Origin of the sequence: Klebsiella sp. D-Nf1 (assembly GCF_002810515.1) — a bacterium.
In the GTDB taxonomy this organism is placed as follows: Bacteria; Pseudomonadota; Gammaproteobacteria; order Enterobacterales; family Enterobacteriaceae; genus Klebsiella; species Klebsiella variicola.
The window spans coordinates 101,363-116,785 of record NZ_PIOK01000006.1; the positions used below are offsets into that span (position 1 = coordinate 101,363).

General features: G+C 55.3%; 12 protein-coding genes. 4 read left to right on the plus strand and 8 right to left on the minus strand.

The window, feature by feature from the left end; all coding sequences use genetic code 11:
• Positions 1 to 80 precede the first annotated feature (80 nt).
• Positions 81 to 1,037: a galactofuranose ABC transporter, galactofuranose-binding protein YtfQ gene (gene ytfQ / locus CWM54_RS21270; protein ID WP_100698407.1), complete on the minus strand. Its 957-nt coding sequence runs from the start codon at positions 1,035 to 1,037 to the stop codon at positions 81 to 83.
• A gap of 403 nt (positions 1,038 to 1,440) precedes the next feature.
• Between ytfQ and ppa the strand changes: the two genes are divergently transcribed.
• Both ppa and CWM54_RS21280 read left to right on the plus strand, forming a co-directional pair.
• Positions 1,441 to 1,971: an inorganic diphosphatase gene (gene ppa / locus CWM54_RS21275; RefSeq protein WP_061155991.1), complete on the plus strand. Its 531-nt coding sequence runs from the start codon at positions 1,441 to 1,443 to the stop codon at positions 1,969 to 1,971.
• Between the two features lie 74 nt (positions 1,972 to 2,045).
• Complete coding sequence (locus CWM54_RS21280) at positions 2,046 to 3,233, plus strand: hypothetical protein (protein ID WP_100698409.1); 1,188 nt, start codon at positions 2,046 to 2,048, stop codon at positions 3,231 to 3,233.
• Positions 3,234 to 3,375: 142 nt separating this feature from the next.
• Here CWM54_RS21280 and CWM54_RS21285 read toward each other — a convergent pair whose 3' ends face one another.
• From CWM54_RS21285 to tamA, 3 genes are read right to left on the minus strand one after another with little or no spacing between them, the layout of a single operon-like run.
• A complete protein-coding gene (locus CWM54_RS21285; RefSeq protein WP_008807149.1) occupies positions 3,376 to 3,720 on the minus strand; it encodes a gamma-glutamylcyclotransferase in 345 nt (114 codons plus the stop codon).
• A gap of 2 nt (positions 3,721 to 3,722) precedes the next feature.
• Positions 3,723 to 7,499: an autotransporter assembly complex protein TamB gene (tamB, locus tag CWM54_RS21290; protein WP_100698411.1), complete on the minus strand. Its 3,777-nt coding sequence runs from the start codon at positions 7,497 to 7,499 to the stop codon at positions 3,723 to 3,725.
• The gene (gene tamA, locus CWM54_RS21295; protein WP_100698413.1) at positions 7,496 to 9,229 is read right to left on the minus strand and encodes an autotransporter assembly complex protein TamA; all 1,734 of its coding nucleotides are present in this window, start codon (positions 9,227 to 9,229) and stop codon (positions 7,496 to 7,498) included. Before tamA ends, tamB begins: the two co-directional genes overlap by 4 nt.
• Before the next feature lie 208 nt (positions 9,230 to 9,437).
• Between tamA and msrA the strand changes: the two genes are divergently transcribed.
• Positions 9,438 to 10,073 (plus strand): peptide-methionine (S)-S-oxide reductase MsrA, encoded by a 636-nt coding sequence (msrA, locus tag CWM54_RS21300; RefSeq protein ID WP_008807152.1) that lies wholly within the window; start codon positions 9,438 to 9,440, stop codon positions 10,071 to 10,073.
• A 30-nt stretch (positions 10,074 to 10,103) separates the two neighbouring features.
• On the opposite strand, the gene CWM54_RS21305 is transcribed toward msrA, so the two are convergent.
• The 3 genes from CWM54_RS21305 to CWM54_RS21315 form a co-directional block, all read right to left on the minus strand.
• Positions 10,104 to 10,775 (minus strand): hypothetical protein, encoded by a 672-nt coding sequence (locus CWM54_RS21305; RefSeq protein ID WP_100698415.1) that lies wholly within the window; start codon positions 10,773 to 10,775, stop codon positions 10,104 to 10,106.
• A 99-nt stretch (positions 10,776 to 10,874) separates the two neighbouring features.
• A complete protein-coding gene (locus CWM54_RS21310) occupies positions 10,875 to 12,164 on the minus strand; it encodes an Nramp family divalent metal transporter (RefSeq protein ID WP_100698417.1) in 1,290 nt (429 codons plus the stop codon).
• 129 nt (positions 12,165 to 12,293) lie between these two features.
• Positions 12,294 to 13,226, minus strand: a complete 933-nt coding sequence (locus tag CWM54_RS21315) for a dihydrodipicolinate synthase family protein (RefSeq protein ID WP_100681702.1) — start codon at positions 13,224 to 13,226, stop codon at positions 12,294 to 12,296.
• 292 nt (positions 13,227 to 13,518) lie between these two features.
• Between CWM54_RS21315 and CWM54_RS21320 the strand changes: the two genes are divergently transcribed.
• Positions 13,519 to 14,541: a LacI family DNA-binding transcriptional regulator gene (locus CWM54_RS21320; RefSeq protein WP_023339457.1), complete on the plus strand. Its 1,023-nt coding sequence runs from the start codon at positions 13,519 to 13,521 to the stop codon at positions 14,539 to 14,541.
• Positions 14,542 to 14,645: 104 nt separating this feature from the next.
• Here CWM54_RS21320 and CWM54_RS21325 read toward each other — a convergent pair whose 3' ends face one another.
• Positions 14,646 to 15,398, minus strand: a complete 753-nt coding sequence (locus CWM54_RS21325) for an oligogalacturonate-specific porin KdgM family protein (RefSeq protein WP_100698419.1) — start codon at positions 15,396 to 15,398, stop codon at positions 14,646 to 14,648.
• Positions 15,399 to 15,423: the final 25 nt, after the last annotated feature.

The following is a 15,423-nucleotide window of genomic DNA, read 5'->3' on the forward strand; positions in this document are numbered from 1 at the left end:
GCTGGGCTTCTCGGGGTTACTGGAACGCTGCTTTTCCCCCTCTCCCACTGGGGAGAGGGATGGAATGAGGGGCTCCCCACTCAGTAGCCCATATTTTTCTTCTTCTCTAACTCTTCTTTCGCCGTATCCGGCAGGTAGAGGGTCGATTTGGTAATGGTCAGCTTCTCAGGCAGGGTGCCGTCTTTTTTGAATTTCTCCAGCGCATCAAACGCCGGGCCGGCCATGTTTGGCGTCAGTTCGACGCTGGCGTTGGCTTCACCAGCGATCATGGCTTTATAGATATCCGGCACGCCGTCGATGGAGCCCGTGAGGATATCTTTGCCCGGCTTCAGGCCAGCCTCTTTAATGGCCTGGATGGCTCCGATCACCATGTCATCGTTATGGGCGAAGACCATGCAGATGTTTTTGCCGTTATTCTCAGCTTTGATAAAGCTCTCCATCACCTCTTTCCCTTTGCTGCGGGTGAAGTCGCCGGACTGAGAGCGGATAATTTTGATATTCGACGCTTTGGCAATCGCGTCGGCGAACCCTTTCTTACGATCGATAGCCACGCTGGCCCCAACGGTGCCCTGCAGTTCAACGACGTTACACGGCTTACCGTCGACCGTTTTCACCAGCCAGTCGCCAATCAGCTGGCCTTCCAGCACGTTGTTGGCGGTCACGGTGGTCATGTAGAGATCTTTATCTTTAACATCAATGGAACGGTCGAGAAGGAAGACCGGGATCTTGGCCTCTTTCGCCTCTTTCAGCACCGGTTCCCAGCCGGTGGCCACCACCGGTGCAATGAAGATCGCGTCGACCCCCTGAGCGATAAAGGAGCGCACTGCTTTGATCTGGTTTTCCTGTTTTTGCTGACCATCTGCGATCTTCAGGGTGATACCGCGCTTGGCGGCCTCCTCTTTCGCGACGCTGGTTTCCGCCGCACGCCAGCCGGATTCAGAACCGACCTGCGAAAAACCTACGGTTAGCGGGGCAGCTATCGCCATAGACGACATAGCTGCGGAAACTGCTGTGACAAGAAGTAAGCGCTTCCACATAAGGGTATCCTCGTAGGGTTATTGTTGGTTAAAGTCTCACCTGCGAACAAACTATAGACAATCGGTGATGTAACTGAATGCGTTACATCACACTTCAAAAAAGTAAATGAAATGTTAATGCTCGCCTCTTTGCCCAGCGGAGAGCCGATAAGGCTTCGCGAGGAGCGCAGCTGTTGCGGTTTATGACGTTTTTTTAAGCGGTTTGATAAATCAATCACATGCAATGAAAACGTTTACATAAATTTATTCATGATGTAGCTATGTTTATGGATTTTCATGTCATTTTTGCGCGCAAAATTCAGAGCACTCCGCGGCGATATGGGGAAAAAGAAGCGAAGACTTTCGATGTGAGTTGGCTATAATACCGAGCACTTGTTTGCCATACATTTTAAAGGAAACAGACATGAGCTTACTCAACGTACCTGCGGGCAAAGATCTGCCGGAAGACATCTACGTCGTGATCGAAATCCCGGCGAACGCAGACCCCATCAAATACGAAGTCGACAAAGAGAGCGGTGCACTGTTCGTTGACCGTTTCATGTCCACGGCGATGTTCTATCCGTGCAACTACGGTTACATCAACCACACCCTGTCCCTGGACGGCGACCCGGTTGACGTGCTGGTCCCGACGCCGTACCCGCTGGAACCAGGTTCAGTTATCCGCTGCCGTCCGGTTGGCGTTCTGAAGATGACCGACGAATCCGGTGAAGATGCGAAACTGGTTGCGGTACCGCACACCAAGCTGAGCAAAGAATACGATCACATCAACGATGTGAACGACCTGCCGGAACTGCTGAAAGCCCAGATCACTCACTTCTTTGAGCACTACAAAGATCTGGAAAAAGGCAAGTGGGTTAAAGTCGACGGTTGGGACAACGCGGAAGCAGCGAAAGCTGAAATCGTTGCCTCTTTCGAGCGCGCTAAGCAGAAGTAATTCTGTCTCAGGCAGGGTCATGCCCTGCCTGATTGCGGCACGGATAGCCGCGATAACACCATGGAGGGTGTCCCGTGAAAAGCGCTCGCTATTTCACTCTTAGCTGTTCTGGCTTCACGACCGCCGCCTGTGAAAAACAAGGGTATCTGCGCCTTATCGCCGGCGAACATGTCTTTTATACCGATAAACGCTATTTTAAAGACCCCGCGCTTTTTGACCGCCTGAAGATCAATCAGACTCTGCATCTTGGCGTACGCCGCCTGCCCAACGGCAGTTACTGGATCCACTGGCTCAGCGATGGCGAAACGCTCCTTGAGCCCAGTCAACGCGTAAAGCGCTGGGCCCGTCCGTTACTGCTTATCAGCCTGCTGACGCTCATCGTCTCCCTTATCCCGCTCTTGATGAGCACCTCAGAATGGGGAAGATTCGGCTGCGGCATTATCGCGATACTGGCCTTCATCGCACTGTTAACAGGGCTCTGCGAGCGACTGTTCCACCCGGCGCTAAAACGGCACCCCGCCATGCGCGATCTGCTGGCGAAGATGGCAATGGCCCGCCGCCGCGACTTTTCGTTTTGCCAGCGGCTACCTGCAACGGCGCGGGCCGTCCGCCAGTCGGCGATGCCTGTTACGCAAGCCCTGCCGGAACGCTATGCCGTTAAGACAGAAATTATCACCGATACCCACTTTAAGAAGTGGTATGCGGGCAACCCAACCCGGGAATATCACGGCCTCGGGATACAATGCGGCTCCGTACCGCTGGCCTTCTGGTGGCAGGCAGGCTGCGCCAATTTCGCGCTGCATCCCATTCTCTATCGTCGTCAGCCACCGTTTATAGCCAGTGGCGATCGCCTCGTCGCCGTGTACGAGCGCGACAGCCATGCGATCCACGCGCTATACAATGCCAGCGACGGCGCGGCTTATATAAAAAACCATCCACTCTATCCAGGTCGCCGACAACTGGCGCTGCTCTATTACCTGTTTTACGGCCTCGCGCTGGTGATGTATCTGCTATTTCTCGCTGTTGAACTTATCAGTGCCCGTCAGTCAGGCCGGAGCGTCTGGTGGCAGGTTCAGGATTCACTGGACATGCTGTCCCTATTGTTACTCTGCTTTGGCGGGATACTGGCGGTACTGGAGCTGATTGGCCCAACGGCCTGGTTATTGTCACACCGGATGGCTGACTGGCTGAAGATGCGCTCGGCGATGCGGCGTTACCTCCGGCATATCGCCCCCCATACCACGCTTGAGGAGGTCATGTAATGTTCAGCACCCCAACACGACGATTATTATTTCTCGCGCTGACGACGCTGGCTTCCGCGATGTGGCTGGCAAAGGATCGTCTGCCGCTCTGGTAGGAGCGGGGCATAAAAAACAACGCCACCCGAAGGTGGCGCTGTCGTGGTTAATACTGGTCGCGATCCAACCAGTTGCCGTTCGCTATCAACGTGCATCCCTCAACGGAACGTTGATACACATACATCCATGCGCTGCCGTAAGGCGTCTGAATGAGGTGGCGTGCATACTCGCCCCCCTTCGTGCGTAGCGCATCCAGTTCGGCTAGCGTCGATGCATCAATACGATAAACTTCACCATGTACTGTGCCTTCGCCGGGCACCGCGCCTGGATAGTGGCCCAGGCTGTACAGCTGATAATCGTTGACACTATGAGCGCCCAGCCACTGAGCGTTGGTCATCCAGTGGCTGTTGCCTTGTTTGCGTCGTAAACTGCCGTAAACAAATATTCGCATTGCTAAAACTCAAACTGATAGAGCAAATCGAGCGCCTGGTCAATGCCAGACACCGCTTCCACATATAGCCTAGGCATCAGGCGATAACGTAAAGTCAGCGTCGCCAGGGAATCGAAAATACCGACCCCGTATTTTACCTGCAGACCCGGCAGTACATAGCCGCTGACCACCACCTGGGAAGAGTCGCCTACCCCTTCGGTGTCCAACGCCAAATTGCTTACGCCAAACGTCTCGCCGATTTTACCCACAACCTGACCACTTTGTGCAACCCCCATTCCAATAAGCATTGAGGTCATCGCGGCACTATCGCTCTGTCCGCTGCTCAAACCCTGGCCGCGCAGCAGATAAGACAGCGCTTCCTGCTGGGACATCACCGGGTCAGAGAAGATCTCCGCTTTCGGCTGATCGGCGGAACCGGTGACGCGAACGCCGGCGATCACATCGTCTTCGGTAGCATCCGGGTTACGAATCGCTTCGATATTCAGCAGCGGCTGATCCGGCGGACCGGAGAACAGCAGCTCCCCTTTGCGAACAATCAGATCCTGACCATAGGCGTGGAAGCGGCCGTCCGGAATATTGATCTGCCCGTTTAGGCCCAAGCCTTGCTTGTCCTGCGCCACTTTCAAATCACCGGTCAGACGCGCTTTCAGACCAAAGGCTTCCAGACGCACGTTGTTGCCGACGTGGATCGTCAGGTTGCTGTTGATCGGGATACCGGCGCTCTGCTGATTAATCGGCTTGAGGTTTTTATCCAGCATCACTTCATCAGAAGACACGCCAACCGCGCTCTCCGGCACCTCGTTGACCACGATCCGCGCCCAGGGCACATCCACCTTGCCATCAAGGCTGAACAGGCTCGGCGTGGCGGTAAACACCACGTCCGGCGACACATCGAGACGCACCATCGGCGGCACCGTGATCCGCACCCGGCTGCCCTTCGCCGCAATCTGCGCCCGCCAGTTATCGATCTGCGTCCAGTCGGCGTTGCCGCTGAGAGCGATTTGCCCCTGGCGGGTGTTCACCGTCCCCTGCAGGGTCGAGCGCGTGCCGTTGAAGTTCATCGCCAGCTGGCTCGGCTGCATATCAAACGGCATGAAGTTGCCATCGATATCCACCCCGCTGAGCTGCATCTGGCCGAACAGCTGCGGGCTTTTCACGTTGCCGCCCAGACGCAGACGGGCGTTGAGCCTCCCCTCGGCTTTTTCGCCGCGTGCGAAAATCGGGTTGATCATCGCCAGCGAGAAGTTGCTGATATTGACGTTGCCGCCGAGATTACGCCGCCCCTGCGGGTCGGTGACCTGCACCTGCCCATCCAGTTGACCATTGTTGGTCAGGCGGATAAGCCAGCCCAGCTCGGCGCGATTGTTATGCAGGTCGGCGCTGAGATTCAGCGTATCGAACGCCACCGGCAGCGGCGCGTCATTGACCACCTGGGTCACCTTGACGTTGCGCCCGCTGAGGGTCACTTTGCCCTGCGGCAGCCCCTCTTTGGTGGTGTCCCAGCTCACATCGGCATTACCGGTAAAGACGCCGCTGGCCTGGGTCGCCTCCGGCATAAACGGCTTGAGCATCGCCAGATCGAAGCGGTTGAGATTCACTCGCGCTCGCCCACTGGCGCCCGCGTCGATGGTCTCAGGGACGCAGAGCTCGGCGTTCGGGTTGGTCCAGCAGTGTGGCCCGATGCTGATTTTCTGCTCCTGGTTGCGATAGTCCAGCGCAATGCTGCGCGTCAGCGCTACCGGCCCCACCGGCGTCTGGAAGCGGGTATCGCTCAGCGAGCCTCTCCAGCGTTCGGCCTGACGATCGAAGCTGCCTGCCAGCGTCAGCTGGCCGGAAACCGGATCGCCCTGCACGCGCAGCCGCAGCTCATGCTGCTTCTCAGTACCTTTGGCATTGAGCTGCACCAAACTGATATTGACCCCCGGCTGGCTAATGCGATCTACCCGCACATCCAGATTACCGCCAATCTGATCGGTGGATTTCACGTCCCCTTTGACGTTGACCTGGGCGATGGTCAGTTCCTGCCAGCGCAGCGCCCGGGCGGTGATGTCGGCCAGCAGCTGCGGCGCATCGACGGTGCCGCGCACTTTCACCAGCCCCTTCGCCGTTCCGCCGAGCCCCGGCAATGCATTATCCAGATGCGGGGCATCGATAGTGGCGTCGAGGTTAAGATCCTTCACCCCAAGCTCACCTTTGATATCGGCGCTGTTCGGGCCTAACGCCAGGTGCAGGCCCGGGATTTTCCACTGCAGATAGCTGTTACCCTGCAGCGAGCCCGAAACATCCACTTTGTTCTGCTTCACGTTGCCGGTAATTTTCAGCTCCGGCACCGACATCTGCCAGCTGCCGCCGTACAGGCTGCCCTGGGTCTTGATCATGCCGTTGAGCTTCGACGGCCAGTCCGGCACCTCTTTGGCGGTGTTGATCCCATCGAGGGTCAGCTCGCCGCGCCAGCTGATCGCCTGCTGCCAGTCGAGCAGCGCCTTCAGCTCGGTTTTCCCTTCCAGGGCGTTGACCGTCAGCTTGTCGAGATTAATCTGCCGCTCATTGCCTTTGGCGTTGAGGGTGATTTTCGCCGGCGGCAGCGACTGACCTTTCACCGCCGTGGAGAAGGCCAGCGCGTAGTCGGTCATTTTGCCGCTAAACTTCAGCTGGACGTCGTCGGCCTGGAACTGCTTCTCGCCGCTGAATGGCCAGGCGAGCTGCTTACTCTTCAGCTCCATATTGAGCGGCAGCCCGGCCTCCGCCAGCTGCGCATCCGCGCGCAGCGTGGCCGCGACCGGCCCGCTTAAGTCCACCCCGACCTTAAGCGTTTTACGCACTTCGCCGCCCACCTTCAGCTGCACCTTCTCCCCTTTCATCGGGTCAACGTTCAGCGTTCCGGCGAGGGTAATGTCCACCGGCCAGTTATCCTGCAATTGCGCGTGGCCCGAGGCGCTGACCTTGCCCTGATCGGAGTCGATATCGAGGGCGTCGAGCTTCATCTGACCGTCGATACTGCTGACTTTCAGCAGCAGGTTATACACGGTGATGTCGGTATCGCCGGTCAGGCGTAGTTGTTCCCCGCGGAACGCCTGAATATTGAGGTTCAGCGGCAGATGGACATCGGTCATTGCCGGCAGCACCGGCTGCGAGAAGAGGTCGGTCATCGTCTCGCCGAGCGGTTTTTCCTGCGGCTTCGGGTTGTCGATTTTCGGCTCGACCACCTGCTCCTGCGCCACTTTCGCCACTTTCGGCAGGGCGATCAGCAGCCCCTGCAGCGAGGTCGGCGTCAGGGTCAGGTTTTTCTCCTGCCAGTTCAGGCCGGTGGAAAAATCGCGCACGGACACTGCGGTATCGTCGATTTTGACGTTGACGTTATGCAGTGCGACGCGGCTGAGGGTGATCGGATAAGGGGTGGAGAGATTCAGCGGCCCGCTGTCTTCTTCCTCGACCGGCGCGGCGGGCGGCATCTTCTTCGTATCGACAGCGACGTAAATATCGCGCAGCGCGATGTCGTTCACGCACAGGCTGCTGTCCCACAGGCAGCGCAACCTGACGCTGAGGTGAAACTGGCCGGCGGTGACCGCCACGCCGGGCTGCTCGTAGCGAACATTATCGAGGGTTAAATCACGCCAGCCACCGGTGACTTTGCCGATATCCAGCCCCGGTACCCAGCGATCCGCCGCTTTGAACACCAGATGCAAGCCGGTGGTCGTCCCCACCAGGAACCCGACGGTGCCCAGCAGGAGCACCAACACGATTAAGACGCCGAGGCTTATCTTCTTCCATAAACTCATAATTCAGGCCCCAGACCGATGTAAAACTGTAAACCATGCTCTTCTTTGTCGCCGATCGGCCGGGCGATATCCAGCTTGATCGGCCCCACCGGCGACTGCCAGCGCACGCCCACCCCGGCGCCGGTTTTGAAATCGCTCTCGCGAATATCGCTGACCGCTTCGCCGCTATCGACAAACACGGCGCCCCACCATTTACCACTGACGTTGTACTGATACTCCAGCGAGCCGGTCGCCAGCTTCGAGGCCCCGATCAGCTTGCCGTCATCGTCCTTCGGCGAGATAGATTTGTATTTATAGCCGCGAATACTGCGGTCGCCCCCGGCGAAAAAGCGCAGATCCGGCGGCACCTTGTCAAAGTTGTCCGCTTCAATCCAGCCAAGGTTGCCGCGCACCACAAAGCGGTGGCGGTCATAGAGGGTACGGATCCAGACGTCCTGGGCCTGCATCACGATGAAGTTGATGTCCGAGCCCCACATGGTGTTGGAGTAGTCCACGGAGTAGCGCTGTGAATCGCCCCAGGTGGGCATCAGACCGCCGCGAGAGCGAGTGCGGTTCACCGAGACCCCAGGGTAAATCAGCATGGTGGTGTTGGTGACGTTCGCCTGGGTAAAGTGGTCCAGGCTCCAGCGCAGGTTGATCGCCCGCTGCCAGCCGCTCGACATCTCCCAGAAACGCGATACCCCAAGCGTGGTGGAGTCGGCCTGGGTGTCATTAAGATCGGTGCGCTTAAAGCCGCCCTGCATCAGATAGTACTGCTCGAGCGGGCTCTTCAGCAGCGGGACTTTATAGGTAAAGTCGAACTGCTGCTCCGGAGCGGAGAGGCTGACGCTGGAGGTCAGGCTGTGGCCATACGAGTTCATCCACGGTTTTTTCCACGTGGCTTTCACGCGCGGCCCGACATCGGTTGAAAAACCAACCCCGGTTTCCACGGTGTTCTCTTTGCGTGGCGAAACAACGCCCTGCAGAGGCAGCACCTTGGTTTTCCGTGATTTAGCGAAATCAGGCGCCACCACGACTGAACTGAACCAGCCGGTCGCCGCCAGGCGGCGGTTTAGCTCGGCCAGATCCTGCGAGGTGTAGTAGTCGCCCTCTTTAAACGGCACGAGGTTTTGCAGGTATTCATCGCGAATTTGCGATCCGGAGAAGGTGACGTGACCAAAGCGATAGCGCTCGCCGCTGTCGTAATCGATATCCCAGAACGCCTGGTGGCGGTCAAGGGAGACCCCGAGCTGGCTTTTGTTGAACTCGCTGTCAAAGTAGCCTTTGCGCAGGGCGACGCGGGTCAACGAGCTCTTGAAACCGTCATAATCGCCATGGTTCAGCACCGTCCCGATGGCCGGACGCGTTTTTAGCAGCGCCAGATAGTCGCTATCGGTGCGGGCGCCGCCGCGCAGAATGACCTCGGTTCCACCAATGCGCACCGGTTCACCCGGGGTCACTTTGGCGATCAGCACCTGACGCCCTCTTTGCGGCGGCGGACGTAAATCAAATTCAATCGTCGGCTCGTAATAACCCAGCGCTTTCAGACCTTCGCGAATGGCGTCATCGACGCGCGCGCGAAAGCGACGATCCGGCGTGACTTCATCACTCTGGATCGTGGAAAGCTGGGCGCGAACGTTTCTCTCCAGTTCCCCGGATAATCCCTCAACCTGCAAACGCACATTCGCTGCGCTGGCGACCCCGCTGACCAGCAAAAGGCTGGTGACACATAACTGGCGGATTTTTAGCACATTTTCTCCTGAATATCCCTGTTTCCCCCCACAGGAAACACTGGCGCCGCTCCACGGCTTAACAAAACCCTAACAACCAGGGTTGAAAAAGTGGCAATAACCCAAATAATTCTTATGTATTAATCTAGACGTATTACGCGTGTTTATTGTGTTAAAAGACACGCTTCGTTACAACCTTAACGACGATTTCTGTATTGAGAGGCCAACCGTGAGTCTATTTGATAAAACGCATCTTGTCGCCCAGGCGGATGCGCTGCCTGGACGCAATACCCCCATGCCAGTGGCGACGCTCCACGCAGTTAACGGCCACTCGATGACCAACGTCCCGGCGGGGATGGAAGTGGCGCTGTTCGCCATGGGCTGCTTCTGGGGAGTTGAACGCCTGTTCTGGCAATTGCCGGGGGTTTACAGCACCGCCGCAGGCTATACCGGCGGCTATACGCCAAATCCGACCTATCGCGAAGTGTGCAGCGGCCAGACCGGACACGCGGAAGCAGTGCGCGTGGTTTACGATCCGCAGGTGATTAGCTATGAGCAGTTATTGCAGGTGTTCTGGGAAAATCACGACCCGGCGCAGGGCATGCGACAGGGGAACGATCACGGTACCCAGTACCGTTCGGCGATTTACCCGCTGACGCCGGAACAAACGGCAGCGGCAAAGGCCAGTCTCGCCCGCTTCCAGGCGGCGATGAATGATGCGCACGATACCCGTCACATCACTACCGAGATCGCTACCGCCAAACCGTTCTACTATGCCGAGGACGATCATCAGCAGTATCTGTATAAAAACCCGCACGGCTATTGCGGCATCGGCGGCATCGGCGTGTGCCTGCCGCCTCAGTAACAACCCGATTGCGCTATCGGGAAGTGGTGGTTAATCAGAAAAGACCGGGCCCGCAGGGAAGTGGGCCAGAAATGCCGTCACGGTTAACCATTCACGCAATGACGGGAACGTCATCTCTTTTTCTGCCAATGCCAGATCGAAATCGATTAGCGAATCGATGCCTGCCGTTCCGAACACCCCCCCGGCCCATAGTATTCTTTGCGCCTGGTCCCGCGCCCAGCCACTCTCGCTACGCCAGGCAAGGATATGCAGCATGGCCTGTAATAAAGAGGCGACGTGGGTGCGCTGCTCTTTCACCAGCCGGCGGTAAACAGGCAGAGCAACACTTCTTATAATGTCGATACTCTCCCATACCGCCTCGTCTTTCAGCAGCCTCCCGGCCTCTTCGCACAGACGATTATGGGTAATAACCTCTTTTTTCTCGATGGTCTTCCCGGCAGCAATCACCACCCCGCCCAGCAAATAGAGCGACTCTGGCAATAATGGCAAAACAACCCGCCGTTCTCTGGCAAGCTGCTGTCCGGCATAAAGGCAGTTCACCACTGTTTTTTGGGCGTTGTATGGCTCGCTGTGACTATCGAGGAGGTGTAACTCAGGTACCAGGTGATTCACTAAATCAACCGCCCGGACAGAGTGAAGAATAATGCTGCTCTGTTCGGAGGTCTGTATTCTCTGCACATCCAGTAAAACAGTCTCTTCCATTTTATTTTCCCTCTGTTATACGTACTTGCACAACGCCCATGCCGGGACGCATCTGATTCCAGCCTTCGCTTAACCGCGCAGCATCTGCCATACCCCACCTCAAAACAGGGTTGAAAGAGAGGACATAAACTTAGGTAAGGTATTTATCAGCGCAACGAGAGTGAGCAACAAACAAAAGAGATAGCTGATCGCCATGCATATTTGTAATAACCGTGGCGCCTTGTATCCCTTATTAATATCCTTTCGCCACAGCAGCAGACAAATAAACAGGCCGGCGACCGGCGTGGATACCGCCGTAGCCACATTCGCTAAGTAAATTAACTGCACCGGCGAACCGCCAAAGCTAAAGCAGATTAACCCCGCCACCACCAGCACCACCATGGATCCCCACTGAACCGCTTTACTCTCCAGCCCGGTAGATTTGTTGAACCCCGAATTGAGCAGCACAACCCCACGCTGAGTATTCCCCAGTAGAGATGAGAAACCCGCCCCCAATAACGCGATACCCATAATGTATTTTGCCGCCCGCCCCATGCTTGGCGTTAGCAAATCGGCCAGCTGCGTCGGCGTATTGATTGATATCCCCTGCGGAAAAAGGACGATGGCTCCTACCAGAATAATCGCCCCGCTGATCAGCAGCACACCGATAATATGGGCGACGGTATCCGCCACCATCACACCATTAAAGAGGTCATCTTTTTTCCATTTTTTCTCTTTGCCAAGGTAAGTCCCGTAGATCCCGGTCGTCAGGGAGGCATTGGTACTGATAAAGCCCAGGGCGGTGACTAAACTACCCGCAGGAAAGATCCAATGCGTTAATCCTTCGCCGCTGGCTTTCCAGTCTGGTCCCCCCGTTCCCACCAGGGTGATATAAAAGGCGATAATCATTGCCACAATACAAATAGTGATCCCTTTTTCGACTTTGGAATAAACGCCTTTAGAGAAATAGCAATAGATCATCACCGCAATCATAATTAATGCACCGAGTTTCCAGTCAATGCCGAAAACCAGGTTCATGCCGGCCCCGGTCCCCGAGATATTCCCCATGGTAAAAAAAAGACAGGCTAAAAAAGTAGCCACCCCCACAAACCCCGAGGCGACTTTACCGTAATAGTGACGTATCGCCTCGATTGACGGCATTCCGGTGAGCATAGAGATACGATAGGTCGTCAACATAAATGTGATCCCCATAAAGGCAATGGGGATCAGCAGCCATAGCAGAGAGTAGCCATAGTCCGCCCCTAACATCGACGCGGTGGTGATAGCGCCGGGGCCGACAACGACTCCGGTAAGAACAATGCCCGGACCAATACGGCGAATTAATTGAGCGAAGGGAAGTTTTTCTATTTGTGCGGGTACAGCGGAAGATGTTTTTTCTAAATTATTCATGACAGCCTCATTATATTATCTTTACAGAATATTATATGGCCAACCTTATATATTAAATAAAACCGGATAGTCCCTGGTAAAACCAACCCGTATTCATGCTGAATACGGGTTTAACATACAAATAATGAATTAAATAACCGCTTTTTTAATACCTGCTTCACGGATAGCCGCTTTGATCTCTTCTTCCGCGCCGGGTTCCAGCGGTAACAACGGTGAACGAACGGTCGCGTGTTCCAGAATGCCACGTTCAACCAAAGCATGTTTCAGTGCGACCGTGCCTTCCATATGTGAGCCACGGTGATAAACGGCTCTGGTGACCGGCAGCAGACGGTCGTGAACCGCTTTGGCCTTCACATAATCCTGCGCTTTACCGGCTTCCAGCAGCTCTAACAGGAGTTCTGGCGCAATATTGCCATACCCCACCAGGAAACCATCAATATCAAAAGCAGTATGCAGCAGATATTCATCATGGCAGCTGAGGATCTGTAAGTCGGGGCGTTCGCGGCGAATAACCGGAATTTCCGTATCCCAGCGGCGCATATTCCGCACGCCATTTTTCATCGCAAAGACTCCCGGTTGCGCGGAGATATCCAGCATCGTTTCGAGGTTATAGGTGGCTTTAGTGACATCCGGATACTGGAACAAAATAAGAGGTAAGCCGCTCTCTTCGTATACCACGCGATAGCGATCCTGCGGAGCGCCTTTTTGGTAGCCAAAACGCAGCCAGCCATGGGAAGGATACAGCAGGCCAGCAGAGGCGCCAGCGTCGACGGCACGCTGTGCTTCCAGCGCCGCCACTTCCGTCCCTTCGCCAGTAATACCGGCGATGACCGGCACGCGGCCTTCGGTCGAGTCAACAAAACTACGGATAACGTCGGCCTGCTCCTGATGCGTCAGGAAGGTACCTTCCCCGGCATGTCCCAGCACCACCAGACCTTTCACGCCTTTCACGCTGCCAAGCCAGGAACCTAAGCGTTTGATCGCTTTATGATCGATGCGTCCATCACGGGTAAAAGGGGTAACGGGGGCTGGAACAATACCACGCAAATCAAGTGCTTTCATGTTAACTCCTTACACATTTCAACAGATAAAGATGATAAAATCCCCTTCTTGAAATCGATTGCAGGAACGATTGCAAGTGAATTGAAATGTCTTCCCTTTACTCCGTAAGATCAAGGGTGCTCTGCGAATAAATGCAATTCGAATCACAAAAAAGAGCGGCTTAAATGTTTATCAATCTGCATTACGTGATCTATTTCCCACATTATTTCCTGTTACCGCTCACGCCAATTAAGTTGCGTGGGCGAAATAACTACGAATACAATCTCAGCTGAATTTAAACAGGGAATCGGTCATGGGAAATCAGTCATCTTCAGAGCAAAATGGAAGAACGATCACGATGCAGGATGTGGCACGCGCTGCAGGCGTGAGTGTTTCAACTGTTTCACGCGTGCTGGATGAACGTCTCCCCCCGTCCCGCAGCCCTTCTGCTGAAAAAATACGCGAAGCGGCGAAGCAGTTGGGCTATCGACGTGACTACGTGGCATCAAGTCTGCGCCGCGGTGATACGGGCACGATAGGCGTACTGGTCCCCAGATTGACTGACACGGTGACGGCGATGTTCTATGAAGCCGTCTCTCAGGCCGCTGCGCGCCATGGGTATTTCACGGTCGTGGCCACCTGTGGCAACGATCCAGAAACGGAAGAGCGCGCCACGCAATCTCTGTTAGACCGCCGGGTGGACGGCCTGATCCTTTCCACCTGCCGCCTGGGCGATCGCCTGCCCCAGCAGCTACGGGAAAAACAGATCAACCATGTTCTGGCGCTACGCACCGACGGCATTAGTCCATCGGCCATTGGTGATGACGAACTGGGGGGTTATCTGGCGACCCGCCATTTGCTGGATTTAGGGCACCGGGAAATCGGCATCATTGCCGGGCCGAATTTTTCATCGAGCACCTTAAACCGGCAAAAGGGTTTCCTGCGCGCCATGCAGGAAGCACAGGCCGAGGTGAATCCCCAGTGGTGGCGAGATTCCGATTTTACCATTGTGGCCGGTGAAAACGCCGGTTATGAAATACTGAATAGTCCTGCGCGCCCCAGCGCCATTTTCGCCGTCAATGATGACCTGGCGATCGGCGTGATGGCGGCGGCACATCGACTCGGACTGGAGATTGGCCGCGACGTTTCGCTGGTGGGTTATAACGACATTCCTTTGGTCAGCCGTCTGCCGATCCCCTTAACCTCGGTAAAAACGCCGCTTGATCAGCTTGCCAGCCATGCTGTCGAGTTACTGTTAAGCAACCATGTGGAAAATCCTCAGCGCTATTCTCTACCCACGCTGATCCCGCGCGCTTCCACGCGGCCTTATCGCTAAACGGCGAAGGTTCCCGGCCCAAAGGGCGTGACAGGGCCGGGGCAGTATTCAATATTATGCCAGCTAATGTTAGCCGATATTGATTCTTGCTCGTCAGGGTGAGGTTATAGCGTAAACGTCATGCCAATACGATACCGTGATTCTGAGATTTTATTTTGGCCGTCATGGTAGCCCTGTTTCCCGAGATAATCATATTCGATATAGGGGCTAAACCAGTCATTCCATTTATAGCGTAGCGTGAGCGCATTTTCTGTCGCCGAAGACTTATCATTTTTATACTTATAGTCGTCATTGACGTGGCGATAGACCGTGCCTTGATATAAGGCGCTCCATTTCGCATTAAATTTATAGGCAACATATAAATCCAGACGATTGACGCTATCCCGATGCGACTCACCGACACTATTTGCCGTTTCATAAGTGTTGTAGTCATAGCGATAACGCAGCCCAAAGGTAAGGTCGGGGGTGGCTTTATAATTAACGCGCAGATAAGGCCGTAGCTGAGTGCCTTTGCTGCTCCAGTGATAGATGCCGCCAGGCTGAAACACCCACTTATCGGCGAATGGCCAGCTATAGTTGGCCTCTATTTCATTATAATCAACCGTGCTGTCGCCAAAAGAATGGGAACCATCAGCTCTGTCGGTACCCTGGTTGCCCTGATGGTTATTTTTGTTGTTTTTGTTATCCATCTCCATACTCGCCCACCAGCCTGTTTCCCATCCCTGGCTGATCTTATAGCGGGACTCGTAAGAGTGGCTTCCCGCCCGATATCCTCCCCTGACATCAAAGGTCAGCGCGTGACCGGCTGCAGGAATGCCAAGAACGCAACACATAATATAAGCGGTTTTTGTATGCATATTTTATCCCTAAAATTAATCATCT

Bases quoted from the DNA above. Each gene is read 5' to 3' on its own strand.
- ytfQ (WP_100698407.1), bottom strand. From the start codon at position 1,037: ATGTGGAAGCGCTTACTTCTTGTCACAGCAGTTTCCGCAGCTATGTCG.
- ppa (WP_061155991.1), top strand. From the start codon at position 1,441: ATGAGCTTACTCAACGTACCTGCGGGCAAAGATCTGCCGGAAGACATC.
- CWM54_RS21285 (WP_008807149.1), bottom strand. From the start codon at position 3,720: ATGCGAATATTTGTTTACGGCAGTTTACGACGCAAACAAGGCAACAGC.
- tamB (WP_100698411.1), bottom strand. From the start codon at position 7,499: ATGAGTTTATGGAAGAAGATAAGCCTCGGCGTCTTAATCGTGTTGGTG.
- CWM54_RS21305 (WP_100698415.1), bottom strand. From the start codon at position 10,775: ATGGAAGAGACTGTTTTACTGGATGTGCAGAGAATACAGACCTCCGAA.
- CWM54_RS21310 (WP_100698417.1), bottom strand. From the start codon at position 12,164: ATGAATAATTTAGAAAAAACATCTTCCGCTGTACCCGCACAAATAGAA.
- CWM54_RS21315 (WP_100681702.1), bottom strand. From the start codon at position 13,226: ATGAAAGCACTTGATTTGCGTGGTATTGTTCCAGCCCCCGTTACCCCT.
- CWM54_RS21320 (WP_023339457.1), top strand. From the start codon at position 13,519: ATGGGAAATCAGTCATCTTCAGAGCAAAATGGAAGAACGATCACGATG.
- CWM54_RS21325 (WP_100698419.1), bottom strand. From the start codon at position 15,398: ATGCATACAAAAACCGCTTATATTATGTGTTGCGTTCTTGGCATTCCT.